Consider the following 24247-nt stretch of genomic DNA (forward strand, 5'->3'; position numbering starts at 1 on the left):
CATGACCGACAAACCCTCCCTCGACCAATGGGCCGCCGCTGCCGCCAAGGAAGTTAAAGGCAAAGACCTCACCTGGCACACCGCCGAGGGGATCGACGTCAAGCCGCTCTACACGGCGGAGGATGTGACCACCGACCCAGGCCTGCCCGGTTTCGCGCCCTTCACTCGCGGCGTGCGCGCGTCGATGTATGCGGGGCGGCCGTGGACGATCCGGCAATATGCGGGTTTCTCCACCGCCGAGGAATCGAACGCTTTCTATCGCCGCAACCTCGCTGCCGGGCAAAAGGGTCTCAGCGTCGCCTTCGACCTCGCCACCCACCGCGGTTATGACAGCGACCATCCGCGCGTCACCGGCGACGTCGGCAAGGCGGGGGTCGCGATCGACAGCGTCGAGGATATGAAGATCCTGTTCGATGGCATCCCGCTCGACCAGATGTCGGTGTCGATGACGATGAACGGCGCGGTGATCCCGATCCTGGCGTTCTTCATTGTTGCGGGCGAGGAGCAGGGGGTCGATCGCAAGCTACTCGACGGGACGATCCAGAACGACATCCTGAAGGAGTTCATGGTCCGCAACACGTACATCTACCCGCCCGAACCGAGCATGCGGATCATCAGCGACATCTTCGGTTACACGTCGCGCGAGATGCCCAAGTTCAACAGCATCTCGATTTCGGGTTATCATATGCAGGAAGCCGGCGCGACGCAGGTGCAGGAGCTGGCCTTCACCATCGCCGACGGCATGGAATATGTGAAATATGGCGTCGCGTCGGGCCTCGACATCGACAAGTTCGCCGGGCGGCTGAGCTTCTTTTTTGCGATCGGCATGAATTTCTTCATGGAAATCGCCAAGCTGCGCGCGGCGCGGGTGCTGTGGCACCGCGCGATGACGACGCTCGGCGCGCAGGATGAGCGGTCGAAGATGCTGCGCACGCATTGCCAGACGTCGGGCGTCTCCCTGACCGAGCAGGATCCGTACAACAATGTGATGCGCACGACGATCGAGGCGATGGCGGCGATGCTGGGCGGCACCCAGTCGCTGCACACCAACGCGCTCGACGAGGCGATCGCGCTGCCGACCGATTTCTCTGCCCGCATCGCACGCAACACCCAGATCGTGATCCAGGAAGAGACGGGGATGACCAAGGTCGTCGATCCACTCGGTGGCAGTTACTATGTAGAGGCGCTGACGCAGGAGCTGGTCGACAAGGCGCAGGAAATCATCGACCGCGTCCAGGCCGAAGGCGGCATGGCCAAGGCGGTCGCGGCGGGCTGGCCCAAGGCGATGATCGAAACCGCGGCGGCTGCCCGCCAGGCGCGGGTCGATCGCGGTGACGATGTCATTGTCGGGGTGAACAAATATCGCAGACAAGACGAGGATCTGCTCGAAACGCTCGAGGTCGATAATGCCAAGGTGCGCGAGGGGCAGATCGCGCGGATCAAGAAGACCAAGGCCGAGCGCGACGAGGCGGCGTGTCAGGCGGCGCTGACGGCGCTGCGCGAGGGCGCGGCAAAGCCGTCGAGCATCGAGAACAACCTGCTGGCGCTCGCGGTCGAAGCGGCGCGCGCACGCGCGACGCTGGGCGAGATTTCGTCGGCGATGGAGGAAAGCTTCGACCGTTATGGCACCCAGCCGACCCCGGTAAAGGGTGTCTATGCTGCGCCCTATGAGGGCGATGCGCGCTGGGCGCAGGTGGTGGATGGGGTCGAGGCGGTCACCCGGCGGCTGGGCCGTAAACCCAAGCTTCTTGTCGCCAAGATGGGGCAGGACGGCCATGATCGCGGCGCCAATGTCATCGCATCGGCGTTCGGCGACATGGGGTTCGACATCGTGTCGGGACCGCTGTTCCAGACCCCCGACGAGACGGTAGTGCTGGCGCTTGACAGCGGCGTCGACGTCGTCGGCGCGTCGAGCCTGGCGGCGGGGCACAAGACACTTATCCCCGAACTTATCCACAAGCTGCGCGAAGCGGGCCGTACCGACATCAAGGTCATCGCGGGCGGGGTGATCCCGCCGCAGGACTATGATTTCCTGCGCGATGCCGGAGTGCAGGGGATTTACGGGCCGGGATCGAATGTCGTGGAATGTGCAGCGGACGTGCTGCGCTTGCTGGGGCATAATATGCCGCCGATTGGAGAAGCTGCGTGAACCTGAATACGACCCGTTCCCCGGCGCAAGCCGGGGCCCAGAGCGACATGGCACCGGCGGTTCTGAACCGCCCTGAACCCCGGCTTTCGCCGGGCAGCACGGAAGAAGCGCGCACCGACTGGACCCGCGACGAAATTGCTGCCCTGTTCGACCTGCCGTTCGACGAACTGATGTGGGAGTCGCAAAGCGTCCATCGCCGCCACCATGCACGCGGCGAGATCCAACTGTGCACTCTGCTGAGCATCAAGACCGGCGGCTGCGTTGAGGATTGCGGCTATTGCTCGCAGTCCCAGTCCGCCGACAGCGGACTGAAGGCGACCAAGCTGATGGATGTCCGCGCGGTGCTGCAAGCCGCGGCGCAGGCGAAGGATTCGGGGTCGCAGCGCTTCTGCATGGGCGCCGCTTGGCGCAATCCCAAGGATCGCGACATGCCGGCGATTGTCGAGATGATCGAAGGCGTGCGCGCGATGGGTATGGAAACCTGCATGACGCTGGGGATGCTGAGCAAGGAGCAGGCGCAGACGCTGGCAGTCGCGGGGCTCGACTATTACAACCATAACATCGACACCTCGCCGGAAAATTACGGCAATGTCATCACGACGCGGACCTTTCAGGAACGGCTCGACACGCTGGAAGAAGTGCGGAGCGCCGGGATCAACGTCTGTTCGGGCGGTATCGTCGGCATGGGCGAGACGCGCGCCGACCGCGTCGGATTTATTCATGCGCTCGCGACCCTGCCCGAACATCCGGGCAGCGTGCCGATCAACGCGCTGGTGCCCGTGAAGGGGACCGTGCTCGGCGACATGCTGGCGGACACCCCGCTCGCCAAGATCGATGACATCGAATTCGTCCGCACTGTCGCCGTCGCGCGCATCACGATGCCGCTGAGCATGGTGCGGTTGAGCGCGGGGCGCGAGAGCATGTCCGAGGCGACGCAGGCGCTCTGCTTCATGGCCGGCGCGAACAGCATCTTCACCGGCGACAAGCTGCTGACGACGGCGAATGCGGGCGACAGCAAGGATGCGGCGTTGTTTGCAAAGCTGGGGCTGCGGCCGATGGAGAGCGAAGAGCCGATGCGGCAGAGCGCGCAGATGGAGGCGGCGGAGTGATATTCTCGGCGCTCCTGCTGCTTGCCGCGACCGCAGACGATCCATCGATCGACTGCGATAACCCGCGCTATCAGGTCGAGATGAACTATTGCGCGGGCAAGGAATATGAGATCGCCGACGTTGCGCTCAACGTGCAGTGGAAGACGACCGTCGCGAAGATGCGTGAGCGCGACAAGACGATCGACCGCAGTTACGACACCCAGCCCACCCATTATGACGCCTTGCTCGCGGCGCAGCGCGCGTGGCTGACATACCGCGACCAGCATTGCTTGAACGAAGGCTTTGCGGCGCGCGGGGGGAGCATGGCGCCGATGCTGCACAGCGGCTGCATGGCCCGACTGACCAAGGCGCGGACCGCCGAACTCCAGGCACTTGTCGAGGAATATTGATGTTCAAGAAAATCCTGATCGCCAACCGCGGCGAAATCGCCTGCCGCGTCATCAAGACCGCGCGCCGCATGGGCATCGCGACCGTTGCCGTTTATTCGGACGCCGACGCGCGCGCGCCCTTTGTTCAGATGGCCGATGAAGCGGTACATATCGGGCCGTCGCCTGCGTCCGAATCCTATCTGGTCGCCGACAAGATCATCGCTGCGTGCAAGGCGACCGGCGCCGAGGCAGTGCATCCGGGCTATGGGTTCCTCTCCGAACGCACCAGCTTTGCCGAGGCGCTGGCGAAGGAAAATATCGCCTTTATCGGTCCGCCGGTGAACGCGATCGCCGCGATGGGCGACAAGATCGAGTCGAAGAAGCTCGCGAAGGAAGCGGGGGTCAATGTCGTCCCCGGCTTCGTCGGCGAGATCGACGACACTGAACATGCGGTGCGGATTTCGAACGAGATCGGCTATCCGGTGATGATGAAGGCGTCGGCGGGCGGCGGCGGCAAGGGCATGCGCCTCGCCTATGACGAAAAGGACGTCCGCGAAGGATTCGAGGCGACGAAGCGCGAGGGGCTGAACAGCTTCGGCGACGACCGGGTCTTTATCGAGAAATTCATCCTCAACCCGCGCCATATCGAGATCCAGATCCTCGGCGACCAGCACGGCAATGTGCTGTATCTCAACGAGCGCGAATGTTCGATCCAGCGGCGCCACCAGAAGGTGGTCGAGGAAGCGCCGTCGCCGTTCGTGACCGAGAAGATGCGCAAGGCGATGGGCGAACAGTGCGTCGCGCTGTCGAAAGCGGTGGGCTATTACAGCGCGGGGACGGTCGAGCTGATCGTCTCGGGTGCCGACCCGACGGGCGAGAGCTTCTACTTCCTCGAAATGAACACGCGGCTGCAGGTTGAGCATCCGGTGACCGAGGCGATAACCGGCATCGACCTGGTCGAGCAGATGATCCGCGTCGCCGCGGGCGAAAAGCTGAGCATGACGCAGGACGACATCAAGATCGACGGCTGGGCGATCGAGAACCGCGTCTACGCCGAGGATCCGTACCGCGGTTTCCTGCCGTCGACCGGACGGCTGGTGCGCTATCGCACGCCGGTACCGGCCTGGGCGGGCAACGAAAGAGGCGAAGATGGCGTGCGCGTCGATGCCGGGGTCGAGGAGGGCGGCGAGGTGTCGATCTTCTACGACCCGATGATCGCCAAGCTGGTGACCTGGGGCGAAACGCGCGACGAAGCTGCGGACAAGCAGATCGCGGCGCTCGATCGGTTCGAGATCGAAGGACTCGGCCACAATATCGATTTTGTGTCGGCGATCATGCAGCACCCGCGCTTTCGTTCCGGCGAGCTGACGACGGGCTTTATCGCCGAGGAATATCCCGAAGGCTTCCACGGCGCCGCGACCGAGGATCATATCGTTCGCGCGCTGGCGGCGATCGCGGGCTTCATGGCGTCAGCCGAAGCCGACCGCGCGCGGCGCACCGACGGCCAGCTCGGCGACCGGCTCGACCCGCCCGCCAAGTGGCAGGTCACCGTTGGCGGGACCGAGCACAAGGTGAAGCTGGGCCACAAGCATATCAAGGTCGACGGTGACAAGCTCGACATCGCGCTGGAATACACGCCGGGCGACCGGCTGGTGATTGCGGAGATCGACGGGAGCGAACTTGCGGTCAAGGTCGCGAAGACGCGCTCCGGCTGGCGGATGACGACGCGCGGTCGCATCCATGATGTGCGCGTGCTGCCGTGGCATGCGGCGCCGCTGACCCGGCATATGATCGAAAAGATCCCGCCCGACCTGTCGCGCTTCCTGATCTGCCCGATGCCCGGCCTGCTCGTCGCGCTGCATGTCGGCGAAGGCGACAAGGTCGAGGCGGGGCAGCCGCTGGCGACGGTCGAGGCGATGAAAATGGAGAATATCCTGCGCGCCGAAAAATCGGGGACGGTGAAGAGCGTCAATGCGGCGCAGGGCGACAGCCTGGCGGTCGACGCCGTGATTCTGGAGATGGAGTAACCCGGCCCGCGCTCCTGCATGGGCAGGACCCCATCTCCGGTCGGTCCAATCTCGAGCCGACCGGAGATCGGCCCCTGCCTTGGCAGGGACGCGGCTTGAACGGAGCTTGGACAGATGCACGTCTCGCACGATACCGATGCCCCCGCGGCCGACGCCATCACCTTCGACGATTTCCTGAAAGTCGACATTCGGATCGGGACGATTGTCGATGCCGAGGTCTTCCCAGAAGCCCGCAAACCGGCGTTCAAGCTGAAGATCGATTTCGGTCCCGCGATCGGCGTGAAAAAGAGCAGCGCCCAGATCGTCGATCGTTACGCGCTGGACGATCTGGTCGGGCGCCAGGTCGCCGCGGTGGTCAATTTCCCGCCGCGCCAGATCGGCAAATTCCTGTCCGAAGTGCTGACATTGGGCTTTGCCGACGAGAACGGAGCCGTGATCCTGTTCGCGCCCGACGTGCGGGTGCCCGACGGATCGCGGCTATTTTGACGCCATCGTCATTGCGAGCGTAGCGAAGCGAACCAGATTAGCGTAAATCGCGCTGGATGGCTTCGTTGCGCTCGCAAAGACGGCGACGACGAAGCTTGGGGGGAGAGACACCATGACCTTGCCGGTAACCGCCTTTGTTGGCGCCGTGTGCGCACTACTGCTGCTGTTCACCGCGATGCTGACGGTCCGCCAGCGCCTGCGGCTGAAAGCCGCGTTCGGCGATCATGGCGACGCCAAGCTGATCGCCGCGAGCCGCAGCCACGGCAACCTGGCCGAACATGCGCCAATCGTCGTCATCCTGCTCGGCCTGCTGGAGACCGCGCGCGTCAATCATATGGCGCTGATGGTCATCGGCGCGCTGTTCCTGATCGGCCGCGTCGCGCATATCGCCGGGCTGCACGCGCCGAGCGTCCCCGGCAAGGCGCCGGTGACGCGCCAGATCGGGGTAATGGCGACATGGGTCACGCTGGTGGTGCTGGTGGGATGGACGTTTTGGATGCTGGTGACGGTGAATTTGTAGCGACCAGACGAAACCAATCTTCGCCCCCGCGAAGGCGAGGGCCGTTGTGGGCCTTGTCCGGCGACACCGAGTAGCTTGATTGCGGACCCCGCCTTCGCCGGGGCGATGGTCTATTCATCGACCAGCGCCACCGCCCTGATCCACCCCGCACTCGCGCGTTCGATCTTAACCGGAAAACAGCTGAAGGTGAAGCCTGTCGCGGGGATCGCCGCCAGATTGGTCAGCTTTTCGATCTGGTAATAAGGGCGAATACGCCCCGCCTTATGGCCCTCCCAGATGATCGACGGATCGCGCGTTTCGGCCCAGCGCTTGGCAGTGTGGCTGAATGGCGCGTCCCAGCTCCACGCGTCGGTGCCGACGACCTGCACGCCGCGTTCCGTCAGATATAGCGTCGCCTCGGCGCCCATGCCGCAGCCCTGATCGGTGAAATTGTCGGTGCCGTACGCCGCGCCCGACTGGACGAGCACGATGTCGAGCGGTTGCAGGTCGTGGTCGATGCGGGCGAGTTCGGCCGCGACTTCGGCGCCGCTGACGACATGGCCATGCGGGCGGTCGGAGAAGTCCAGCTTGACGCCGGGACGGAAGAACAGGTCGAGCGGGGCTTCGTCGATGCTCGGCGCCGGGGTCGTGCCGTTGTCGGTGGTCGAATGATAATGCCAGGGCGCGTCCATATGCGTGCCATTGTGGGTGCTGAGCGAGAGCATCTCTACCGCCCAGCCTTCGCCATCGGGCAGGTCTTCGCGCGTCAGCCCGGGAAAGAACATCGCGATCTGCTCCCATGTATTGTCATGGGTCATATAGGTGATGTTGGGGCGCATCACCGGCGGGTCGGAGATGACGTCGTTGGTGATCGGGATTGACAGGTCGATGAACTGCATTTGCGCAGTCTGCCACCGGAATGCCGCCGCGCCAAGAAGACTTGCGCGACGGCGTGACACAAGTAGACGTAGCGGAACCGGTCGTGTCGAGCGAAGTCGAGACACCCTGCGTCGTCCATGCGCGCGAGGCATCTCGACTTCGCTCGATACGAACGGAAAAGAAAGAAGCCCGAACGGGTGGGGGAGCCAGAAATATATGACCGAAGCCAGTGCCGCGGGCGCCGCTTATCAACCGACGCAAAAAGAAATCCGCATGGTCATCGCCGCCTCGTCGGCGGGGACGGTGTTCGAATGGTATGATTTCTTCATCTACGGCACCCTCGCCGCGATCATCGGCAAGGCGTTTTTCCCCAGCGACAATGCGACACTCGAAACGCTGCTCGTGTGGGCGGGTTTCGCGGTCGGCTTCGGGTTTCGGCCGCTCGGCGCGGTGTTGTTCGGTTTTCTCGGCGACAGGCTGGGGCGCAAATATACCTTCCTCGTCACCGTCACCTTGATGGGCGTTGCCACCGCGGGGGTCGGCATGATCCCGTCGGCGGCGACGATCGGTATTGCGGCGCCGATCATCGTCATCCTGCTGCGCGTGTTGCAGGGGCTGGCGCTCGGCGGCGAATATGGCGGTGCGGCGGTCTATGTCGCCGAGCATTCGCCGCCCGGAAAGCGCGGCTTCTATACCAGCTTCATCCAGGCGAGCGTCGTCGGCGGCTTTGTGCTCAGCCTGATTGTTGTGCTGGGGTGCAAGGCGCTGATGCCCGATGCCGTCTGGCAAAGCTGGGGCTGGCGCGTGCCGTTCCTCTTGTCGCTGATCCTGCTCGCAATCTCGCTGTGGATGCGGCTCAAGCTGTCCGAAAGCCCGGTGTTTCAGGCGATGAAGGCGCAGGGCGAACTGGCGAAAAACCCGCTGAAGGAGAGCTTCACCTACCCCGGCAACCCGCGGCGCATCTTTATCGCGCTGTTCGGCATCGCCGCGGGCCTGACCGTCATCTGGTACACCGCAATGTTCTCTGGCCTGTCGTTCCTGAAGGGACCGATGAAGGTCGAGGATACCGCAGCCGAGATTATCGTCGGTGTGGCCGCGGCGGTCGGCATGGGTTTTTTCATCTGGGCGGGGCATTTGTCCGATCGCATGGGGCGCAAAAAGCCGATCGTTTGGGGTTATGGCGTAACGCTGGTGCTGCTGTTCCCGCTATTCTGGTGGATGGGCAGCGTTGCCAACCCGTCGTTGCAGGCTGCCGCCGCACGTGCGCCGGTGACAGTTACTGGATCGCAGTGCAGCTTTGACCCGTTTGCGCAGAAACAGGAAACCGCGTGCGGCAAGACGCTGGGCGAACTGACCAAGTTGGGTGTGCCTTACACCGTCACCGCGAACGATAGCCGCTTTGACAGCGTCACGATCCGCATCGGCGACCGCGAGGTGGCGAGCGAAGACCCGGCGTTGCTGCAACCCGCGCTGGAGGCGAGCGGTTATGATTTCGCCAAGCAGATCCCGGGCTGGGGCAGTATTGTGGTGATCTTCCTCGCGCTGCTCGGGCTCAGCGCCTTGTCGGGCTTCACCTATGGCCCGGTCGCGGCATTGTTGTCGGAGATGTTCCCGCCACATGTCCGCTATTCGTCGCTGTCGATTCCCTATCATATCGGAACCGGCTATTTCGGTGGTTTCCTGCCGCTGATCGCGAGCTTTATCATCGCCAAGACCGGCAACGCCTATTCGGGGCTGTGGTACACCTGGTTTGTGGTGCTGGTCGCTTTCCTGGTCACCGCGTTCATGCTGAAGGATCCGGTCGAGGGGCAGTGGGACAAGGCACCCTCCGCGCCGCCGCCCGCGGCCTGATCGACCCCATTGGCGGTGTCCGCGAACCCGTATAGGGGCACAGCCATGATCGCCGTGCCGTCACCGCTCCGCCTGCGCCTTTCGTCCGAAGCGCTCGTTGCCAACTGGCGCTGGCTGGCGCGGCAAAGCGGCGCGGCGGCGTGCGGGGCGGCGCTCAAGGCCGATGGCTATGGTCTCGGCGCGCGCGCGGTGATGCGGCATCTGGCCGCGGCGGGATGCCGCGACTTTTTTGTTGCGACGTGGGCCGAGGCAGCGGCGCTGATGCCGCTCCCCGCGGGCGTGTCGCTGTCGGTCCTGCACGGGGTTGGTGAGGATGACATGGTCGCCGCGCGGCTGCTTCCAGCGCGACCGGTGCTCAACAGCGTCGAACAGGTGCAGCGGTGGCGCGATCGGGGAGAGGGGCAGCCGTGCGACGTGATGGTCGATACCGGCATGAACCGGCTGGGACTGCGCGTCGAGGAGGCACTGGGCGGCGCGCTCGACGGACTGGCGATCGAAACGCTGCACAGCCATTTGGCTTCGGCGGATGAAGACAGCGAGCAGAATGGCCAGCAACTCGCCGCCTTTCGCGCGCTGCACGAGAGGATCCCGGCGCGGCGCTATAGCCTCGCGAATAGTGCGGGCGTGTGCCTTGGCGACGATTATGTGTTCGGCCTGACCCGCCCCGGCATAGCACTCTACGGCGGCATACCGCGTGTTGAGGCGGCGGAGCATATCCGGCAGGTCGTCTTTCCCGAAGCACGGGTGCTGCAAGTGCGAGCGGTGCCGGCGGGCGAAACCTTCGGTTATGGCGCGTCATGGACCGCGCCGCGCGACAGCCGCATTGCAGTGGTCAATCTGGGCTATGCCGATGGCTATCTGCGCTGCCACGCGGGCAGCGGCGGTGCGACTTGGGAGGGGCAGGCGCTACCGCTCGTCGGGCGCGTGTCGATGGACCTGACCGCTTTCGATGCAAGCGATGTGGCAGGGATGAGGGAGGATGAGTGGCTCCATCTGGACTATGATCTTCCAGACGTTTCTGCCCGGTGTGGGTTGTCGCAATATGAACTGCTCACAGGACTCGGTAGCCGGTTCGAACGCATCTGGAACTAAACCGGGCGCATCCCCCACGGATCGAAATCGCGCGCGCGGATCCAGCGCGTGCAGATCCATTTTTCGCCGCGCGTCACTGGCAAACCAGCATGGCGACTGCGTTCGTCGACCTGGCCGTCGGCACGGGTGTTCGCAAACAGGATCGCGTCGCCGGTTGATCCCCGAAATTCGGTGTCGATCGCCGGAAACTGCGTCGCGCCGCCGTCATAGTCGTCGTTGAGATAGACGATCGCCGTCACGACACGCTGGTTGGCTTCGCCGGGCAGACAGTCGTGATGCAGCCGATATTGCTGGCCCGGGGCGTAGCGCAGCACGGTGAGCGGTTCGCCTTGCTCCACGCGCGAGCTGGTCACCGCCGCGATCCGGCGGTCGAGCGCGTGGATGACCATATCCTGCTGGATCGGACCGAATACTGTGCCTTCGGAGGTGCGGATCGGGTGCGGAATTTCGCGGCGCGTTGTGGGGTCGACGACGACCGACGGGACCAGTTTTGGTGCCGATAGCGCCATGATGTGCGCGCATTCGTCTGGGGTGAAGAGCGCGCGTGCAACCGCGACCTTTGGACTGATCGATAAGGATTCCAGTGGGAGAAGCGACGCTGGCGTGCCGTCGGGCGCCAACGACATTGCGGCGATCAGATCGCGCTGGCGTGCGGCGACGGGATCGTGCTCGGCAGCCTTTTCGACCAGCTTGAGCGCCGCGCGCCAGTCCGCTGGCCCGCCCGCTCCGAGCGCGACGAACACCGCATGGCTCAGCGCGCCTGCGCGGTGGCCGGCAATGCCCGCTTTTTCGAACAGCGCCCGCGCCACCGCAAAGCTTCGCGGCACCGGACTGCCGTAAACATGCCACAGCGCCAGCTCGTACAGCGCATCGCGATGCCCGCGCTTCGCGGCATCGACGATCAGGTCGACGGCGGCCTGCGCGCGGCCGGCGTCTAACATTGCGTTGGCGCGCTCGACAATGTTCGACGCCGCCATTGCCGTTATCCCAGAGCCGGATCGGCAAAAAAAGCAGCAATCTCGTCGCGTTCCTGCTCGCTCAGTTCGGGGCGCCAGATGTCGAAGATCAGCACGACGCGGTCCTCGCTGCTATTGTTCCAAGCCTCATGCTCGATCGTATCGTCGAAAATCAGCAGCTTGCCTTCTTCCCATTGGCGCATGTCGTTGCCGACACGAAAGCCGCAGTCCGGTGGGACGATCAGCGGCAAATGACAGATCAGCCGCGCATTATGTGTGCCTGTGTGCGGTGCAATCCGCGCGCCAGCCCGCAGCAGCGAGAACATCACCGTCGGTGAATTGACGATGCGGGGCAGGGGAGCAGCCTGGACGGCCTCCCATGCCCGTGGACAACGCGCGACAATGTCGTCGGACATTTTGCCATTCTCGACGAGGAACAGCGCGCTCCAGTCGATACTGTCGAGCAGATGGTTGGCATCGGCGCGCGGCTTGTCCATATGCGCCTGCATATAAGGGCGAAAGCGATCAGTTCCGGTGGCCAGAAGGTCGATGATCTCCCGCTTGATCGCTCCTGCCGCGGCTTCGACCGTCGGTACCCAGTCGAAATCGGCGGGATCGAAGAACTGCACTTGCGGCAGTTCGGGTACATAATAGCCCGTCGGCTCCTGCACGAAAATCCGCCGTCGCCCGGCGAGAATATCGAGCGAGTGCTGGAACCGGCGACTGCGCTTTTCGGGTGGCAGGTCGCGGGCTCGCAGCTTGGCCTCGCGCTGTTCGACGACGCGCGCTTTGAACTGCGCCACCCATGTTTCGGCGCGTTGCAATTCGGCGCGCAGATCGGCGGGTAGCTCCTGATTGGCGGCAATGAGCAGTGCGATTTCATAGCGTTGCAGCGCGCTTCGCTCATCGTCTGCCCTGGCGCGGCAATCGCCCTTCATGATATGGCCGCGCACCGCTTGCGGTTCGAGCGCGAGCAACTGGTCGAGCGCGGCTTCTTCGGCATCATCATCGTTGTCACTGCGGCACGCCACCGCGAGGAGCAGCCAGATCTGGCCGTTGGCCCGCCCGCTTTGGGTGATGGTTTCAAACCGCGCGCGGGCGAGCGCGGGCTGGCCGCGCTGCAGCGCATCGACACCTTCTTTGGCAATGCGCTCGGCCTCTTGATTGCTCAGTTGCACGACAAGTCCTTGTCACCAAAGAAAAGGGGCCGGGACAAAGTCCCGACCCCCCATCTATTCCGATCGCGTCGCGATTAGAAGCGGGCGCGTGCGCCCGCGTAGAAGTTACGACCGCGGAAGTTGTAGATCGCGCTACCCGCACCCGTCGCCGTCGAACCCAGCGGCGGCATCTTGTCGAGGACATTGTCGACGCCGACGTAGAAGTTGAGGTTCGGACCGCCGGCTTCCTTGTTCACGTCCCATTCGAAGCGCAGGTCATGATAGAAGACCGCCGGATAGGTATCGCGATCGGCAAAGTCGAGATTGCCGCCGGTCGCGTCACCGTTGATGCCGAAGTAATCTTCGTACACGCTGATGTACTGCGGACCGATGTAGCGCATCCGATAGCCGAAGGTGAACGGCCCGGTGCTCAGGTCGACGTCCCAACGAAACTCGTTCTTCGGGTCGCCGAGTTCGCTGAGAACACGGTTTTCGAAGGTCGGGTTCGTCGGATCCTGGAAGTTGCTGATCTTCAGATTGTGGGTGTAGATCAGGTTGGTGTTGAGCGTCAGCTTGTCGCCCAGATTGGTGCGATATGCGACGTTGACGTCGATGCCCTTACGTTCGCGGCTGGCGTAGTTCAGCGGCGCCGCGATCAGCGAATTGCCCAGGATGCGACCGGCGATTTCGCCGTTCGGACCGGTGCCCGGACCACGGAAGCGCGTGAAGTTCTGACAGAAGACGTTGTTCAGATCAGGCGAGTCGTAGCAGCTGTTGACGATCTGCTGCGCGGTCAGCGAAGCGATGATCCCCTTCACCTTGATATCGTAATAGTCGACCGACAGGTTCAGGCCAGGAACGAAGCGCGGCTGGATAACGACACCATAGGTCCACGAGTCGGACTTTTCCGCGGCGAGGTTCGGGTTCGAACCGCTGACGATCGGCAACGAATAGGTGACGTCCGAGAGGCCGCCGAGCAGCGCACCCAGATCGGCAGCGCAGTTCGCGGCGCGATTGGCGTTGGTGTTGATACGGCCCGGATCGCATGGATCGGTGAAGCCCGGCGCGAAGTTCGGAACCAGCGGGAAGGCCGTTTCCGATACGTTCGGCGCACGCACCGCGCGGCTGTAGTTGCCGCGGAAGCGGACGTCTTCGATCGGCGCCCAGTCGAGGCCGGCGTTGTACGACCACACCGTGCCCGTACCGCCCTGGTATTTGGCAACACGGCCCGCACCGCTGACGGTCAGTTCGTGCGCGAAGGGCATGTCGGCGAGCAGCGGCAGCTGGACTTCGCCGTACAGTTCCTTCACCTCGAACGGATCGGGACGGAACGACGGGATCGAAACACCGTTGGTAAAGCCGTTGGTCACGAACGGATCCTGTTCGTAGAACGCCTTTTCTTCACGATATTCAGCGCCGAGCGCGAAGCGAACCGGGCCGCCCGGCAGGTTGAAGAAGCCGCTGGTGTCACCCGACACGAAGCCCGACAGAATGAACTGCGACAGGCCCGAGCTGGCGGTGAAGGTGCGCGCGAAATAGTCGACCGACGCGCTGTTGTCGGGCGAACCGAACGGGTTGTAGGGGACGCAGGCCGCGATGTCCGCCGCAAGGCGGGCCGCATTGTCCGCCGCGGGAGCGGCGAAGCCGACCAGCGGAACCGCCGAGGCGGGATCGAACTGCGAACGGCACTGGATCGCGCCCGTCACCGGGTTGCGACCGGCATCCATGGCGAGTGCGAAACGCTGACGATCGATAAAGCCATCGGTCGTCACATCTTCGCGGAACTTGCCGTAGTTGGCCGAGATTTCGTAGCTCCAGTCGTCGTTGAACGTGCCGCGAAGGCCGCCCACTACGCGCCAGGTATCGCGCTGGAATTTTTCGTCGCGCAGGCCAACGTCGACGAGGCTGCGAGCGATGACAAAGCGATAGCTGCCGTCAGCGATGGCTGCGCGGTTCGCGGCCGTCAGGTTACCGTCGATAAATACCGGGGCCGCCGCGGTGCCAATGTTGGTCTGCGCCGGGCAAGTCACGGTCAGTGACGTGTTGCAGTTCGATGCCAGAATGGCATTGGCGAGCGTGGTGCGATCGGCCGGATTCAGGAACGGGTTGTCAAGGCGCGCCCGCTCACGGAAATCGACGGTGCCGCCAGTACCCTGCACGAACGAGGGGCCGGCATTGTTGCCGAGCGCATTGACGCGGTTCCACTTGGCTTCGACGAACACTTCGGCCGCTTCGCTGAACTCGTAACGCGACAGCAGGTTGAAGTTGTAGCGTTCGGTGAACGGCAGGACCGACAAACGCTTGCCATCACGGCCCGAGTCACCATTGCCGCCGACGACGCCGCTGTTGATGCCGGTGCCGAAGCGCGAACCGGTCTGCGCTTCGAGGCGGCCGGCATCGGTGAAGACATAGGTGCAGTTGAAGGGCACGCCGGTGCTGTTGGTGCCGCCGTTGTTCGGCGACGTGGCGTTGCCGCACAGACCGGTTTCGAACGCCGGCGTGGTCGTATTGTTCGACCGTTGATTGACCGGAATGAGGCCGTTGAAGTGGATGGTCGAGCTGCGAACGTCACGGAAGTAGACGCGATCGGGAAAACCGTCGCTGTTACCGGTCAGGCCGCCGGTGTCCGAGTCGACGATGAAGAAGCCATCCTGGGTGCGAAATTCCGGCACATCGGATGCGAAAACGCGCTCCTGACGGGCATATTCACCGTGCAGAGTGATGTTGCCGCGGCCTTCGGAAAAATTCTTGCCGACCATGCCCGACACATATTGGTTGCCGCCAAAGCCCTCTTCGGTGATGCCGGCCTGGGCACGCAGTTGCACGCCTTCAAAATCGCGGCGCAGCACGAAGTTGACGACGCCTGCGATGGCGTCCGAACCGTAAATTGCCGAATTGCCGCCGGTAACGATGTCGACGCGCTCGATCAGGTCGTTCGGGATCGTATTGACGTCGGGCGAAACCGCATTGTTCAGAATGTCAGCAGGGACGTGACGACGGCCGTTGACCAGAACCAGCGTGCGCTGCGTACCGAGACCGCGAAGATCGAGCAAGTTAAGCCCGGCGATGCCGATGCCGAGGCCCGGGTTCTGCTGAGCGAAGGTGCTGCGGAGCTGGGGCAGGTCGTTCAGCGTGTCGCCGATGTTGGTCTGACCCTGCTTCAAAAAGCTTTCGCCGGCGATCGAGGTGATCGGCACGGTCGAATCGAGGTTCGGACGGCGGATGCGCGAGCCGGTGACGACGATGGTGCCTTCGGATGCGGCTTCTGCCGTTTCATCGGCAGCGATCGTGTCTTCCTGTGCGATCGCGGGCATGGCGCTGAACAAGGCGAGAGTCAGGGCGGAGCCCCGGACCAGCAGGCTAGTCTTCTTCATGATGTAATTCCCCGGTTGCGACTTAGAAATTCAAACTGAGCTGAATTATCTTTAGAAAGACGGAAATCCCGGGACGCACAACCCTTTGATGTCGTTTTTTTGACAGCAAGGTGACTCCGATGCGGCGCTGTGTCTTTTCCGCAACAGGCGAGGGAGCTCATGCCGAAAGGTGCCGCGCTGCGACGAGTCGATGCTCACGCAATGTAGTGCTCGACGCTCGGGAATTTTGAGCGGGAAATGTCAAAAATTAGTTTTTCTAAGAAACTAAATTACGTGAGCTGCCGACGGGTCGGTGCGTGGGAAGCAATCACGAACCGCGCCAGCTCGTCATCCGCCTCGATAGCGTCGGCGTAGACGATGAGCGGTCTGACTTGATCCACCGAATCAATCGCTGAGACTTGGCGCGCCGCCGCCGCATGTTGCGACGCATCATAATTTGATGCTATTGCCGTCGGCAATAACAAATCACGCGCGGCGCGGTCGCCAGAGTGCGGGATGACAAGGAGCGCTGGTCAAGATGGCGAAGTCCAAGACGATGGCGGACGATGGCGTCGTCACGATCAAGAAATACGCCAACCGGCGGCTTTATGATACCGAACGCAGCTGTTACATCACGCTCGAGGATCTCGGCACGATGGTTCGCGACGGACGCGAGTTTCGCGTTGTCGATGCCAAGAGCGGCGACGACATCACGCACAATGTGCTGACGCAGATCATCATGGACGAGGAAACGCGCGGCGAGACGTTGCTGCCGGTCAATTTCCTGCGCCATCTGATTGGCATGTACGGCGACAAGATGCAGTCGATGGTGCCGCAATATCTGGAAGCGTCGATGACGGCGTTCCGTAAGAACCACCAGGATGTTCGCGCCGCATTCGATGGCGTACTGGGGTCGAACCCGCTTGCCGAGCTGACGCGGCGGAATATGGAGATGTTCCAGCAGGCGGCGGGCGTCCTGATACCGGGCGTCGGCGGCGCCAAGGCAAAGGATGCCGAAATCGCGGCGCTGAAAGCCGAAGTGGCGGCGCTCAAGGCCGAACTCGCCAAGAAATAAACGGATCGGGCGCTCCTTCGCCCTTAAAAGACAGAAATCGGATTATATGGTCAAACATGCGCTCAGCGTAACCCGGCAGGCCGACTTCGCGGCCTGGTATCAGGATGTCATTGCCGAAGCCGACCTGGCCGAGGAATCGGGCGTACGCGGCTGTATGGTGATTAAGCCGTGGGGTTACGGCATCTGGGAACGCATCCAGACCGTGATGGACGCCGCGATCAAGGATGCCGGGGTCCAGAACTGCTATTTCCCGCTTTTCATTCCGCTTAGCTTCTTTGAGAAGGAAGCCGACCATGTTGATGGTTTTGCTAAGGAAATGGCGGTCGTCACCCACCACCGGCTGATCCAGGACGGCAAGGGCAAGTTGATTCCCGATCCCGAGGCAAAGCTGGAAGAGCCGCTGATTGTCCGGCCGACGTCGGAGACGGTGATCGGCGCCGCGATGAGTCGCTGGGTGCAGAGCTGGCGCGACCTGCCGCTGAAGGTCAATCAGTGGGCGAACGTCGTGCGCTGGGAAATGCGCACCCGCATGTTCCTGCGCACCAGCGAATTCCTGTGGCAGGAAGGCCATACCGCGCACGCCGACAAGGCCGATGCGATGGCCGAGACGCTGCGCGCGCTCGAAATGTACCGCGCCTTTGCCGAGGACGTGCTGGCGATGCCCGTCGTCGCGGGCGAAAAGCCCGAGAACGAGCGTTTTCCGGGCGCGGTTGCGACCTATTCGATCGAGGCGATGATGCAGGACGGCAAGGCTTTGCAGGCCGGAACCTCGCATTATCTTGGCACGGGCTTCGCCGAGGCGGCGGGCATTCGGTATCAGGACAAGGACGGCGGCCACAGCCTGTGCCACACCACAAGTTGGGGTACGTCGACGCGGATGATCGGCGGCGTCATCATGACGCATGGTGACGACGACGGCCTGCGCTGCCCGCCGCGCATCGCGCCGCACCAGATCGTCATCGTGCCGATGCTGCGCGATAATGAAGAGGATCAGGCAATCCTCGATTATTGTGCTGCGCTGCAAGCTGATCTGAAGGCGCTTGACGCGTTCCGCGAACCGCTGCGCGTCCATCTCGACGCCGGGGCAAACAAGGCGCAGACCAAGCGCTGGGGCTGGGTCAAGAAGGGCGCGCCGATCATCCTCGAAATCGGCCCGCGCGACGTCGCCGGCGGCAATGTCGCGGTGATCCGCCGCGACCGGCTCTACAAGGACGATGGCAAACTCAATTCGGCGTTCATCGCGAAGGGTGATTTTATTGGCCAAGCGGTCGCGACGCTGGAGGATATCCAGACGAGCCTTCATGCCGAGGCAAAGCAGCGCCTCGACGCCAATATCCACCGCGACGTCACCGACCTTGCTACGCATTTCAAAGGCGACGACAAATTCGTCGGCTGGGCCGAAGTGCAATGGTCGCGCCCGACCGGCGCGGCGCTCGACAACATCGTCGAGCAGTTGAAGGCGTTCAAACTGACGATGCGCAACACCCCGCTCGACGCCGCCCCCGCTGACGGCAAATGCTTCTTCACCGGCGAACCCGCGGTCGAGCGCGTGCTGATCGGCCGAACCTACTGAGCTGACGAGCGGCTTGCGCTGTACGCAACGCACCATTAGCCTGACTGCCGAGGGGCAGAAGGAGACTGGCAATGCGTTTTCCCATGCTTATCGCGGCGGTGGCCCTGGCCGCTACCGCGCTTCCCGTCGCCGCGCACCACGGCTGGTCGTCGTATGACGAGAGCAAGCCGGTGACATTGAATGGATCTTTCGCAGAACTGTCGTGGGGCAACCCGCATGGCGCCGCCAAGATGCGCTGGAAAGGCAAGCTGTGGGATGTGATCCTGGCGCCGACCAGCCGGATGGAAGCGCGGGGGCTGTCGCGCGCCGAAGTCGAGCCCGGCAAGCGGCTTCGCCTGACCGGCTATGTCCGGCGCGACGGCACCCCCGAAATGCGGGTCGAACGCGTGATGATCGGCGACAAGACGGTCGAACTGCGCTGAGCCAGGCGGCGTGGAACCGCTGCTGACCGCCGCCGCTACCTGGCTTGATGCCGTCGGCATCGGGCCGTGGGCGCGCGGATCGGCGATGGTTTATCCGGTGGCCAACACGCTCCACCTGCTGGGGCTGGTGATGCTGGTTGGCGGGATCGGTGTTGTCGATTTGCGCATCGTTGGCCTGTGGCGGACGTTGCCGATCGAGGCGCTGTCGCGCGCATTGACGCCGCTCGCGATTGGCGGGTTGGTCCTGATGGCGGCGAGCGGGACGATATTGTTCGCGGCGGACGGCGACGCGCTGGCCGGGTCACAGACCTTTGCGCAAAAGCTGATCGTGATTGTGTTGGCGCTGGCCAATGCGGCTGCCTTCCGCCTGCTCTGGCGGACGAAGTTGGATGACTGGCGCGGCGTAGTGCCCGGCGCGGCGCGCGCGATGGCGGCGCTGTCGCTGGCCTTGTGGCTGACGGCGGGGGCATTGGGCCGCTGGATTGCCTATAGCTGACCCGTGCGGCTCACCGCCGTTGATTGCTTGGTAAAGTCCGTGGGCGGGCCTATAGTCACGCGCAATGAACAAGCGTCCGAACCTCTCGCCCGGGCTGCCCAGCAGCCAACAGATCATCGATTTTATCACCACGTCGAACGAGGCGGTCGGCAAGCGCGAGATCGCCAAGCATTTCGGATTGCACGGGACCGAAAAGATCGCGCTGAAGGCGTTGCTCAAGGACATGACCGACGAGGGGCTGGTCGATCTGGCGCCCGGACGCGCGTTTCACAAGCATGGCGGGTTGCCGCGGGTGACGGTGCTGCGGGTGGCGGCGATTGACGGCAGCACGGTCTGGGCGGTTCCGGAACATTGGGAAGGGGCCGGACCGGCGCCGCGCCTGCGCGTGATGGAGCAGGGGCGCAAGGGCGCGCTGGGCATGGGCGACCGCATCCTCGCGCGCACCGAAGAACGCGGCGGCGGCCATGTCGCGCACCCGATGAAGAAATTGCAGGCGGGCGGCGAGACCGTGATCGGGGTGCTGGTCGAGGATATGGGACCCGGCGGCAAGCCGGTCCTGTGGCTGCGTCCCGCCGACAAGCGCGCGCGCCATGATTTTGCGGTCGCCGACAAGGGCGACGCGAAGATCGGCGATCTGGTACGCGCCGAACTGACCGGGCGCGGTCCGGCAATCAAGGCGAAGGTGGTTGAGCGTCTGGGCGATCCGTTCGCGCCGAAGTCGCTGAGCATGATCGCGATCGCGCGCCACGAAATCCCGCATCTGTTCGGCGCCGAAACGCTGGCCGAGGCGGAGATTGCCGCGAAGCTGCCGCTGACACCCGAGGGCCGCGAGGATTTGCGCGAGTTGCCGATCGTGGCGATCGACCCGATCGATGCGCGCGACCATGACGATGCAGTGTGGGCTGAGCCCGACACCGACGGCCCCAACAAGGGCGGCTTCCGCGCGATCGTCGCGATCGCCGATGTCAGCTATTATGTCCGCCCCGACGGCGCGCTCGACCGCGAGGCGCGGCGGCGCGGCAACAGCGTCTATTTTCCTGACCAGGTTGTGCCGATGCTCCCCGAAACCCTCTCGGCGGGCGTCTGTTCGTTGAAGGCGGGGCAGGACCGGGCGGCGCTAGCGTGCCACCTTGTCATCGACAAGCAGGGCAAGGTGACGTCATGGCGGTTCACCCGCGCGCTCGTGCGGCTGCGCGCGAATATTGCCTATGAGCATGCGCAGGCGGCGTATGACGCCGCTGCGCCGCGCGAGGATTGGGATGCTGATGTGCTCCCGACGCTGCAAAATCTGTGGGCCTGCTGGGCGCTGCTGGCAAAAGCGCGCGCTGGCCGCGCGCCACTCGACCTCGACCTGCCCGAACGGCAGGTGATCCTCGACGAAAAGGGCGGCATTGCAGAAATCCGCGTCCGCGACCGGCTCGATTCGATGCGGCTGATCGAGGATTATATGATCGCGGCGAACGTCGCGGCGGCAAAGGCGCTCGAGGCGAAGAAATCGCCGGTGATGTACCGCATCCACGAACCGCCGAGCCGCGAAAAGCTGGTCAGCCTGAAGGATTATCTCGAAACCTTCGAACAGAGTTTCGCGCTGGGGCAGGTGATTACCCCGGCGGTGTTCAACCGCCTGATCGATGGCTTTTCCGAAGACGACCGATTGCCCGAGATCATGCAGGCGATTCTGCGCAGCCAGACGCAGGCCTATTATGGCCCTGCGAATGCGGGCCATTTCGGCCTCGCACTGGGTAGCTACGCGCATTTCACCTCGCCGATCCGCCGCTACGCCGATCTGATCGTCCACCGCGCGCTGGTCGATAGCTACAAGCTCGAAGTCCCGGGTAAGCCCAAGGGATTGCCCGAACGCACCGGGCTGGGCGAGGCCGACGCCAAGGGGCTATCGCGCATCGGCGAAGCGATCAGCGCGCTCGAACGCCGCGCGATGGAGGCCGAGCGCGAAACGGTCGACCGCTATGTCGCGGCCTATCTGTCGAGCAAGAAGGGCGAGATCGTCCAGGCCCGCATCACCGGAGTCCAGCCGTTCGGATTTTTCGCCACGGTCGACGGGCTTGGCGGCGATGGGCTGGTGCCGGTGTCGACTTTGGGCAACGAGCGCTTTTTCTACGATGAAAAGGCGCGGACGCTGGACAGCGAGCATGGCCGGGTGAGCTTTACCGTCGGCGAGCGGCTCGACCTGCGGTTGGTCGATGCCAATCCGATCAGCGGCGCGCTGCGCTTCGAACTGCCCGATGCGCCCGAGGGTGGATATAGGAATCGTGGGCCGCGGCGCGACGGGATGAAGGACAAGGCGGGCAAGCATGTAGTCGGCAAGCGTGGGCGGCCGGCGAACATCAAGCACAAGGGTCGGAAACGCTAAATCCTTCTCCCCGAAAGCGAGGCGGGATTATCTCCCCGCCAATGTCTGCAACAACACCGCACTCTCTGCATCCGCGGGAAAAAATGCCTCGATCGCCAGCTCCGACAGCGTGATATCGACCGGCGTGCCGAAAATCGTCACCGTCGACACGAACGAAATCCGCCCTGCATCGGTATTCAGGATCAGCGGCACCGCGATGCTGCTGGCATGGCTGCCGCGGTGCTCGGCGCTGTGGTCGTCGCTTCGCACCGCATAGCCCGCCAGCTCGTCGCGCAGCGCGATCAACCCCGCGTCGGCGCTCGCCTCGATCTGGACTTCGATCCGCTCCAATATATGCGCGCGCCATTCGCCATAGTTGACTATCTGCGGCGCCAGCCCTTCGGGGTGCAGCGCGATGCGCAGCACATTGACCGGCGGCGCGAGCAGGGCAGGGGACACCTGCGCGATCAGGATCGCTATTGCCTCATTCGCTGCGATCATGTTCCAGTGGCGATCGACCGCCAGCGCGGGATAGGGCTCATGTCCCTTCAGCACATGCTCGACGATCGCGCGCACGCCTGCCATTTCGGGGCTGTCGAGCGGGCGTTCCTGATAGTCGGGGGCGTAACCGGCGGCGAGGAGCAGCGCGTTGCGCGCCCGGTGCGGGACTTCCAGCCGGTCGGCGATCCGCTGCAACATCTGCGCGCTCGGTTTCGACCGCCCGGTTTCGATAAAGCTCAGATGCCGGGTCGAGATGTCGGTATCGAGCGCCAGATCCATCTGGCTCATTCGGCGGCGGCTGCGCCATTCGCGAAGTTGGGTGCCGAGCGGTGCGGGTTGCATCATCGTCTCCTTTGCCGCGAGACCTATACCCCGGCTTTCGGCTTTTCCATTACCTCGCGCGTAATCGACTGGCCGCATTTTCGGCGGCAGATGGAGCGGGCAATCGAAAGGAGAACCCCAATGTCGCTCTTCACCCTCAAGAACACGCTGATCATCGATGCCATCACCTGCACCGGATTGTTCGTCTTTTGCGTCTTTGCGACTGCGACGGTCGCCGCCCTGCTCGGCCTCCCCTCCGAAGTGGTGACCGTCGCGGGCTGGATCGGGCTGCCGTCGGCGCTGCTGATGCTGTTCGTCGCGAACCAGAAGGTCCCAAACAAGGGGCTGGCGAACCTGATTGCGGTCGGCAATCTTGGCTGGGTGATCGCCAGCTTCGCGGTGCTAGCGATCTTTGCGGGCCAGATGACCGCGCTCGGCATCACGGTCGTCATCGTCCAGGCGATCGGCGTGCTGCTCTTCGCGATCTACGAAGCCAAGGGCGCGGCAGCCTTGCCGCGCACGATTACGGTCTAACTCAGCGCATCGAGCCGGGCGAGGTCGATCCCGCCCGGAACAATCATCACCGGGCAGGGCAGCGTTCCGGCATCCTGTCCGGTGAAATGCGCGACCAGCGGTCCCGGCGCGCCGTTCGCCGCGGTCGCCAGCACCAGCGCCGCAATCTTGTCGCTGGCATTGATCACTTCGCGCACGACATCGGCGGGTTTCCCAGATTTCACCATGATTTGCGGCGTCACGCCTGCTTCCTGCACGACGGCGTCGGCGGCGGCGGCGACCAGCTCCTCGGCGTGTTCGCGTGCTTCGGCCTCGATCGTGGCCTGCACGGCGCCAAAGGCGACGAAGTCCTGCGGCGTCACGATCGCCAGCACCGCGACCCCGCCGCCAGTCCGCGCCGCGCGCCGCGCCGCAAAGCGCAGCGCCAGCGTCGCCTCGGGGCTGTCATCGATCACCACCAGATATGTCCGCATCGCCCCGACCCCCTATGCTTTTTGTGCGTGGAGAGTGCGTCACATTCGTATGAAAGGCAAGTTTGCCCCGCTGGACCTTGACCGCCACAATGCTTAAGGCGAGGAACAAGCCGTAGCGGCAGGCACCGCCTGCAAGACTGACAGGGAACATGCCGAACCATGCCAATCGAACTGAAAATGCCCGCCCTCTCGCCGACGATGGAGGAAGGCACGCTGGCCAAATGGCTGGTCAAGGAAGGCGACACCGTCAAATCAGGTGACCTCTTGGCCGAGATCGAGACCGACAAGGCGACAATGGAATTTGAAGCGATCGACGAGGGCGTCGTCAGCCAGATCCTGGTTGCCGAGGGCACCGATGGAGTGAAGGTCGGCACCGTGATTGCGGTGATTACAGGTGAGGGCGAGGATGCGGGCGCGAAGGCGGCTCCGGCGCCTGCCGCGGCTGCGCCGGAAGAGAAGGCCGAAGCTCCCGCAGCAGCCAAAGACGTCGCCCCAGCGGAAGCTGGGGCCGCGCCCGTCAGCCCGCCCACCCCCGCCGTCCCCGCGTCCGCGGGCCCCCCGGCAAAAGGTGACCGCAAGAAGGCCCGCCCGCACCCC

General features: G+C 63.8%; 21 protein-coding genes. 15 read left to right on the forward strand and 6 right to left on the reverse strand.

The window, feature by feature from the left end; translation table 11 throughout:
* Nucleotide 1: 1 nt before the first annotated feature.
* From scpA to K0M74_RS02510, 6 genes are all read left to right on the forward strand, one after another.
* Nucleotides 2–2149: a methylmalonyl-CoA mutase gene (gene scpA / locus K0M74_RS02485; protein WP_293967533.1), complete on the forward strand. Its 2148-nt coding sequence runs from the start codon at nt 2–4 to the stop codon at nt 2147–2149.
* Nucleotides 2146–3258: a biotin synthase BioB gene (gene bioB, locus K0M74_RS02490; protein WP_293967536.1), complete on the forward strand. Its 1113-nt coding sequence runs from the start codon at nt 2146–2148 to the stop codon at nt 3256–3258. The genes scpA and bioB overlap by 4 nt, the downstream gene beginning before the upstream one ends.
* Nucleotides 3255–3647: a lysozyme inhibitor LprI family protein gene (locus K0M74_RS02495; protein ID WP_293967539.1), complete on the forward strand. Its 393-nt coding sequence runs from the start codon at nt 3255–3257 to the stop codon at nt 3645–3647. The genes bioB and K0M74_RS02495 overlap by 4 nt, the downstream gene beginning before the upstream one ends.
* Nucleotides 3647–5653 carry an acetyl/propionyl/methylcrotonyl-CoA carboxylase subunit alpha gene (locus K0M74_RS02500; protein WP_293967542.1) on the forward strand — a complete coding sequence of 669 codons (2007 nt, stop codon included), beginning with the start codon at nt 3647–3649 and terminating at the stop codon, nt 5651–5653. Before K0M74_RS02495 ends, K0M74_RS02500 begins: the two co-directional genes overlap by 1 nt.
* 114 nt (nt 5654–5767) lie before the next feature.
* The gene (locus tag K0M74_RS02505; RefSeq protein ID WP_293967545.1) at nt 5768–6139 is read left to right on the forward strand and encodes a tRNA-binding protein; all 372 of its coding nucleotides are present in this window, start codon (nt 5768–5770) and stop codon (nt 6137–6139) included.
* Nucleotides 6140–6251: 112 nt separating this feature from the next.
* Nucleotides 6252–6659, forward strand: coding sequence for an MAPEG family protein (locus tag K0M74_RS02510; RefSeq protein WP_293967548.1), 408 nt, complete (start codon nt 6252–6254; stop codon nt 6657–6659).
* A 110-nt stretch (nt 6660–6769) separates the two neighbouring features.
* On the opposite strand, the gene K0M74_RS02515 is transcribed toward K0M74_RS02510, so the two are convergent.
* Nucleotides 6770–7537 carry a cyclase family protein gene (locus K0M74_RS02515; RefSeq protein WP_293967550.1) on the reverse strand — a complete coding sequence of 256 codons (768 nt, stop codon included), beginning with the start codon at nt 7535–7537 and terminating at the stop codon, nt 6770–6772.
* Between the two features lie 196 nt (nt 7538–7733).
* Here K0M74_RS02515 and K0M74_RS02520 point away from each other — a divergent pair, with 196 nt between their 5' ends.
* Both K0M74_RS02520 and alr read left to right on the forward strand, forming a co-directional pair.
* Nucleotides 7734–9368, forward strand: coding sequence for an MFS transporter (locus K0M74_RS02520; RefSeq protein WP_293967553.1), 1635 nt, complete (start codon nt 7734–7736; stop codon nt 9366–9368).
* A 45-nt stretch (nt 9369–9413) separates the two neighbouring features.
* A complete protein-coding gene (gene alr, locus K0M74_RS02525; RefSeq protein WP_293967556.1) occupies nt 9414–10460 on the forward strand; it encodes an alanine racemase in 1047 nt (348 codons plus the stop codon).
* On the opposite strand, the gene K0M74_RS02530 is transcribed toward alr, so the two are convergent.
* The 3 genes from K0M74_RS02530 to K0M74_RS02540 all read right to left on the reverse strand — a co-directional run bounded on the left by K0M74_RS02530 (nt 10457) and on the right by K0M74_RS02540 (nt 15947).
* On the reverse strand, nt 10457–11437 hold the full coding sequence (locus K0M74_RS02530) for a 2OG-Fe(II) oxygenase (RefSeq protein WP_293967559.1): 981 nt from the start codon (nt 11435–11437) through the stop codon (nt 10457–10459). The genes alr and K0M74_RS02530 overlap by 4 nt on opposite strands.
* A gap of 5 nt (nt 11438–11442) precedes the next feature.
* Nucleotides 11443–12594 (reverse strand): aspartyl/asparaginyl beta-hydroxylase domain-containing protein, encoded by a 1152-nt coding sequence (locus K0M74_RS02535; protein ID WP_293967562.1) that lies wholly within the window; start codon nt 12592–12594, stop codon nt 11443–11445.
* A 74-nt stretch (nt 12595–12668) separates the two neighbouring features.
* Nucleotides 12669–15947, reverse strand: coding sequence for a TonB-dependent receptor (locus tag K0M74_RS02540; RefSeq protein ID WP_293967565.1), 3279 nt, complete (start codon nt 15945–15947; stop codon nt 12669–12671).
* A gap of 517 nt (nt 15948–16464) precedes the next feature.
* Here K0M74_RS02540 and phaR point away from each other — a divergent pair.
* The 5 genes from phaR to K0M74_RS02565 all read left to right on the forward strand — a co-directional run bounded on the left by phaR (nt 16465) and on the right by K0M74_RS02565 (nt 21863).
* Nucleotides 16465–17001, forward strand: coding sequence for a polyhydroxyalkanoate synthesis repressor PhaR (phaR, locus tag K0M74_RS02545; protein ID WP_293967568.1), 537 nt, complete (start codon nt 16465–16467; stop codon nt 16999–17001).
* 46 nt (nt 17002–17047) lie between these two features.
* The gene (gene proS, locus K0M74_RS02550) at nt 17048–18574 is read left to right on the forward strand and encodes a proline--tRNA ligase (protein WP_293967571.1); all 1527 of its coding nucleotides are present in this window, start codon (nt 17048–17050) and stop codon (nt 18572–18574) included.
* A 71-nt stretch (nt 18575–18645) separates the two neighbouring features.
* Nucleotides 18646–18996 (forward strand): DUF6152 family protein, encoded by a 351-nt coding sequence (locus K0M74_RS02555; protein WP_293967574.1) that lies wholly within the window; start codon nt 18646–18648, stop codon nt 18994–18996.
* Nucleotides 18997–19006: 10 nt separating this feature from the next.
* Nucleotides 19007–19492: a hypothetical protein gene (locus K0M74_RS02560; RefSeq protein ID WP_293967577.1), complete on the forward strand. Its 486-nt coding sequence runs from the start codon at nt 19007–19009 to the stop codon at nt 19490–19492.
* A 64-nt stretch (nt 19493–19556) separates the two neighbouring features.
* Nucleotides 19557–21863: a ribonuclease R family protein gene (locus tag K0M74_RS02565; protein ID WP_293967579.1), complete on the forward strand. Its 2307-nt coding sequence runs from the start codon at nt 19557–19559 to the stop codon at nt 21861–21863.
* A gap of 27 nt (nt 21864–21890) precedes the next feature.
* On the opposite strand, the gene K0M74_RS02570 is transcribed toward K0M74_RS02565, so the two are convergent.
* The gene (locus K0M74_RS02570; RefSeq protein ID WP_293967581.1) at nt 21891–22685 is read right to left on the reverse strand and encodes a helix-turn-helix transcriptional regulator; all 795 of its coding nucleotides are present in this window, start codon (nt 22683–22685) and stop codon (nt 21891–21893) included.
* A gap of 120 nt (nt 22686–22805) precedes the next feature.
* Between K0M74_RS02570 and K0M74_RS02575 the strand changes: the two genes are divergently transcribed.
* Nucleotides 22806–23198, forward strand: a complete 393-nt coding sequence (locus K0M74_RS02575; RefSeq protein ID WP_293967583.1) for a hypothetical protein — start codon at nt 22806–22808, stop codon at nt 23196–23198.
* Here K0M74_RS02575 and K0M74_RS02580 read toward each other — a convergent pair.
* Nucleotides 23195–23650 carry a universal stress protein gene (locus K0M74_RS02580; RefSeq protein WP_293967585.1) on the reverse strand — a complete coding sequence of 152 codons (456 nt, stop codon included), beginning with the start codon at nt 23648–23650 and terminating at the stop codon, nt 23195–23197. The two genes, K0M74_RS02575 and K0M74_RS02580, sit on opposite strands and share 4 nt — an antisense overlap.
* Before the next feature lie 159 nt (nt 23651–23809).
* Between K0M74_RS02580 and K0M74_RS02585 the strand changes: the two genes are divergently transcribed.
* Nucleotides 23810–24247, forward strand: a 438-nt coding sequence (locus K0M74_RS02585; protein WP_293967587.1) for a biotin/lipoyl-containing protein, incomplete at its 3' end; no start/stop codon positions are given.

Source organism: Sphingopyxis sp., from assembly GCF_019459305.1.
Classification (GTDB): domain Bacteria; phylum Pseudomonadota; class Alphaproteobacteria; order Sphingomonadales; family Sphingomonadaceae; genus Sphingopyxis.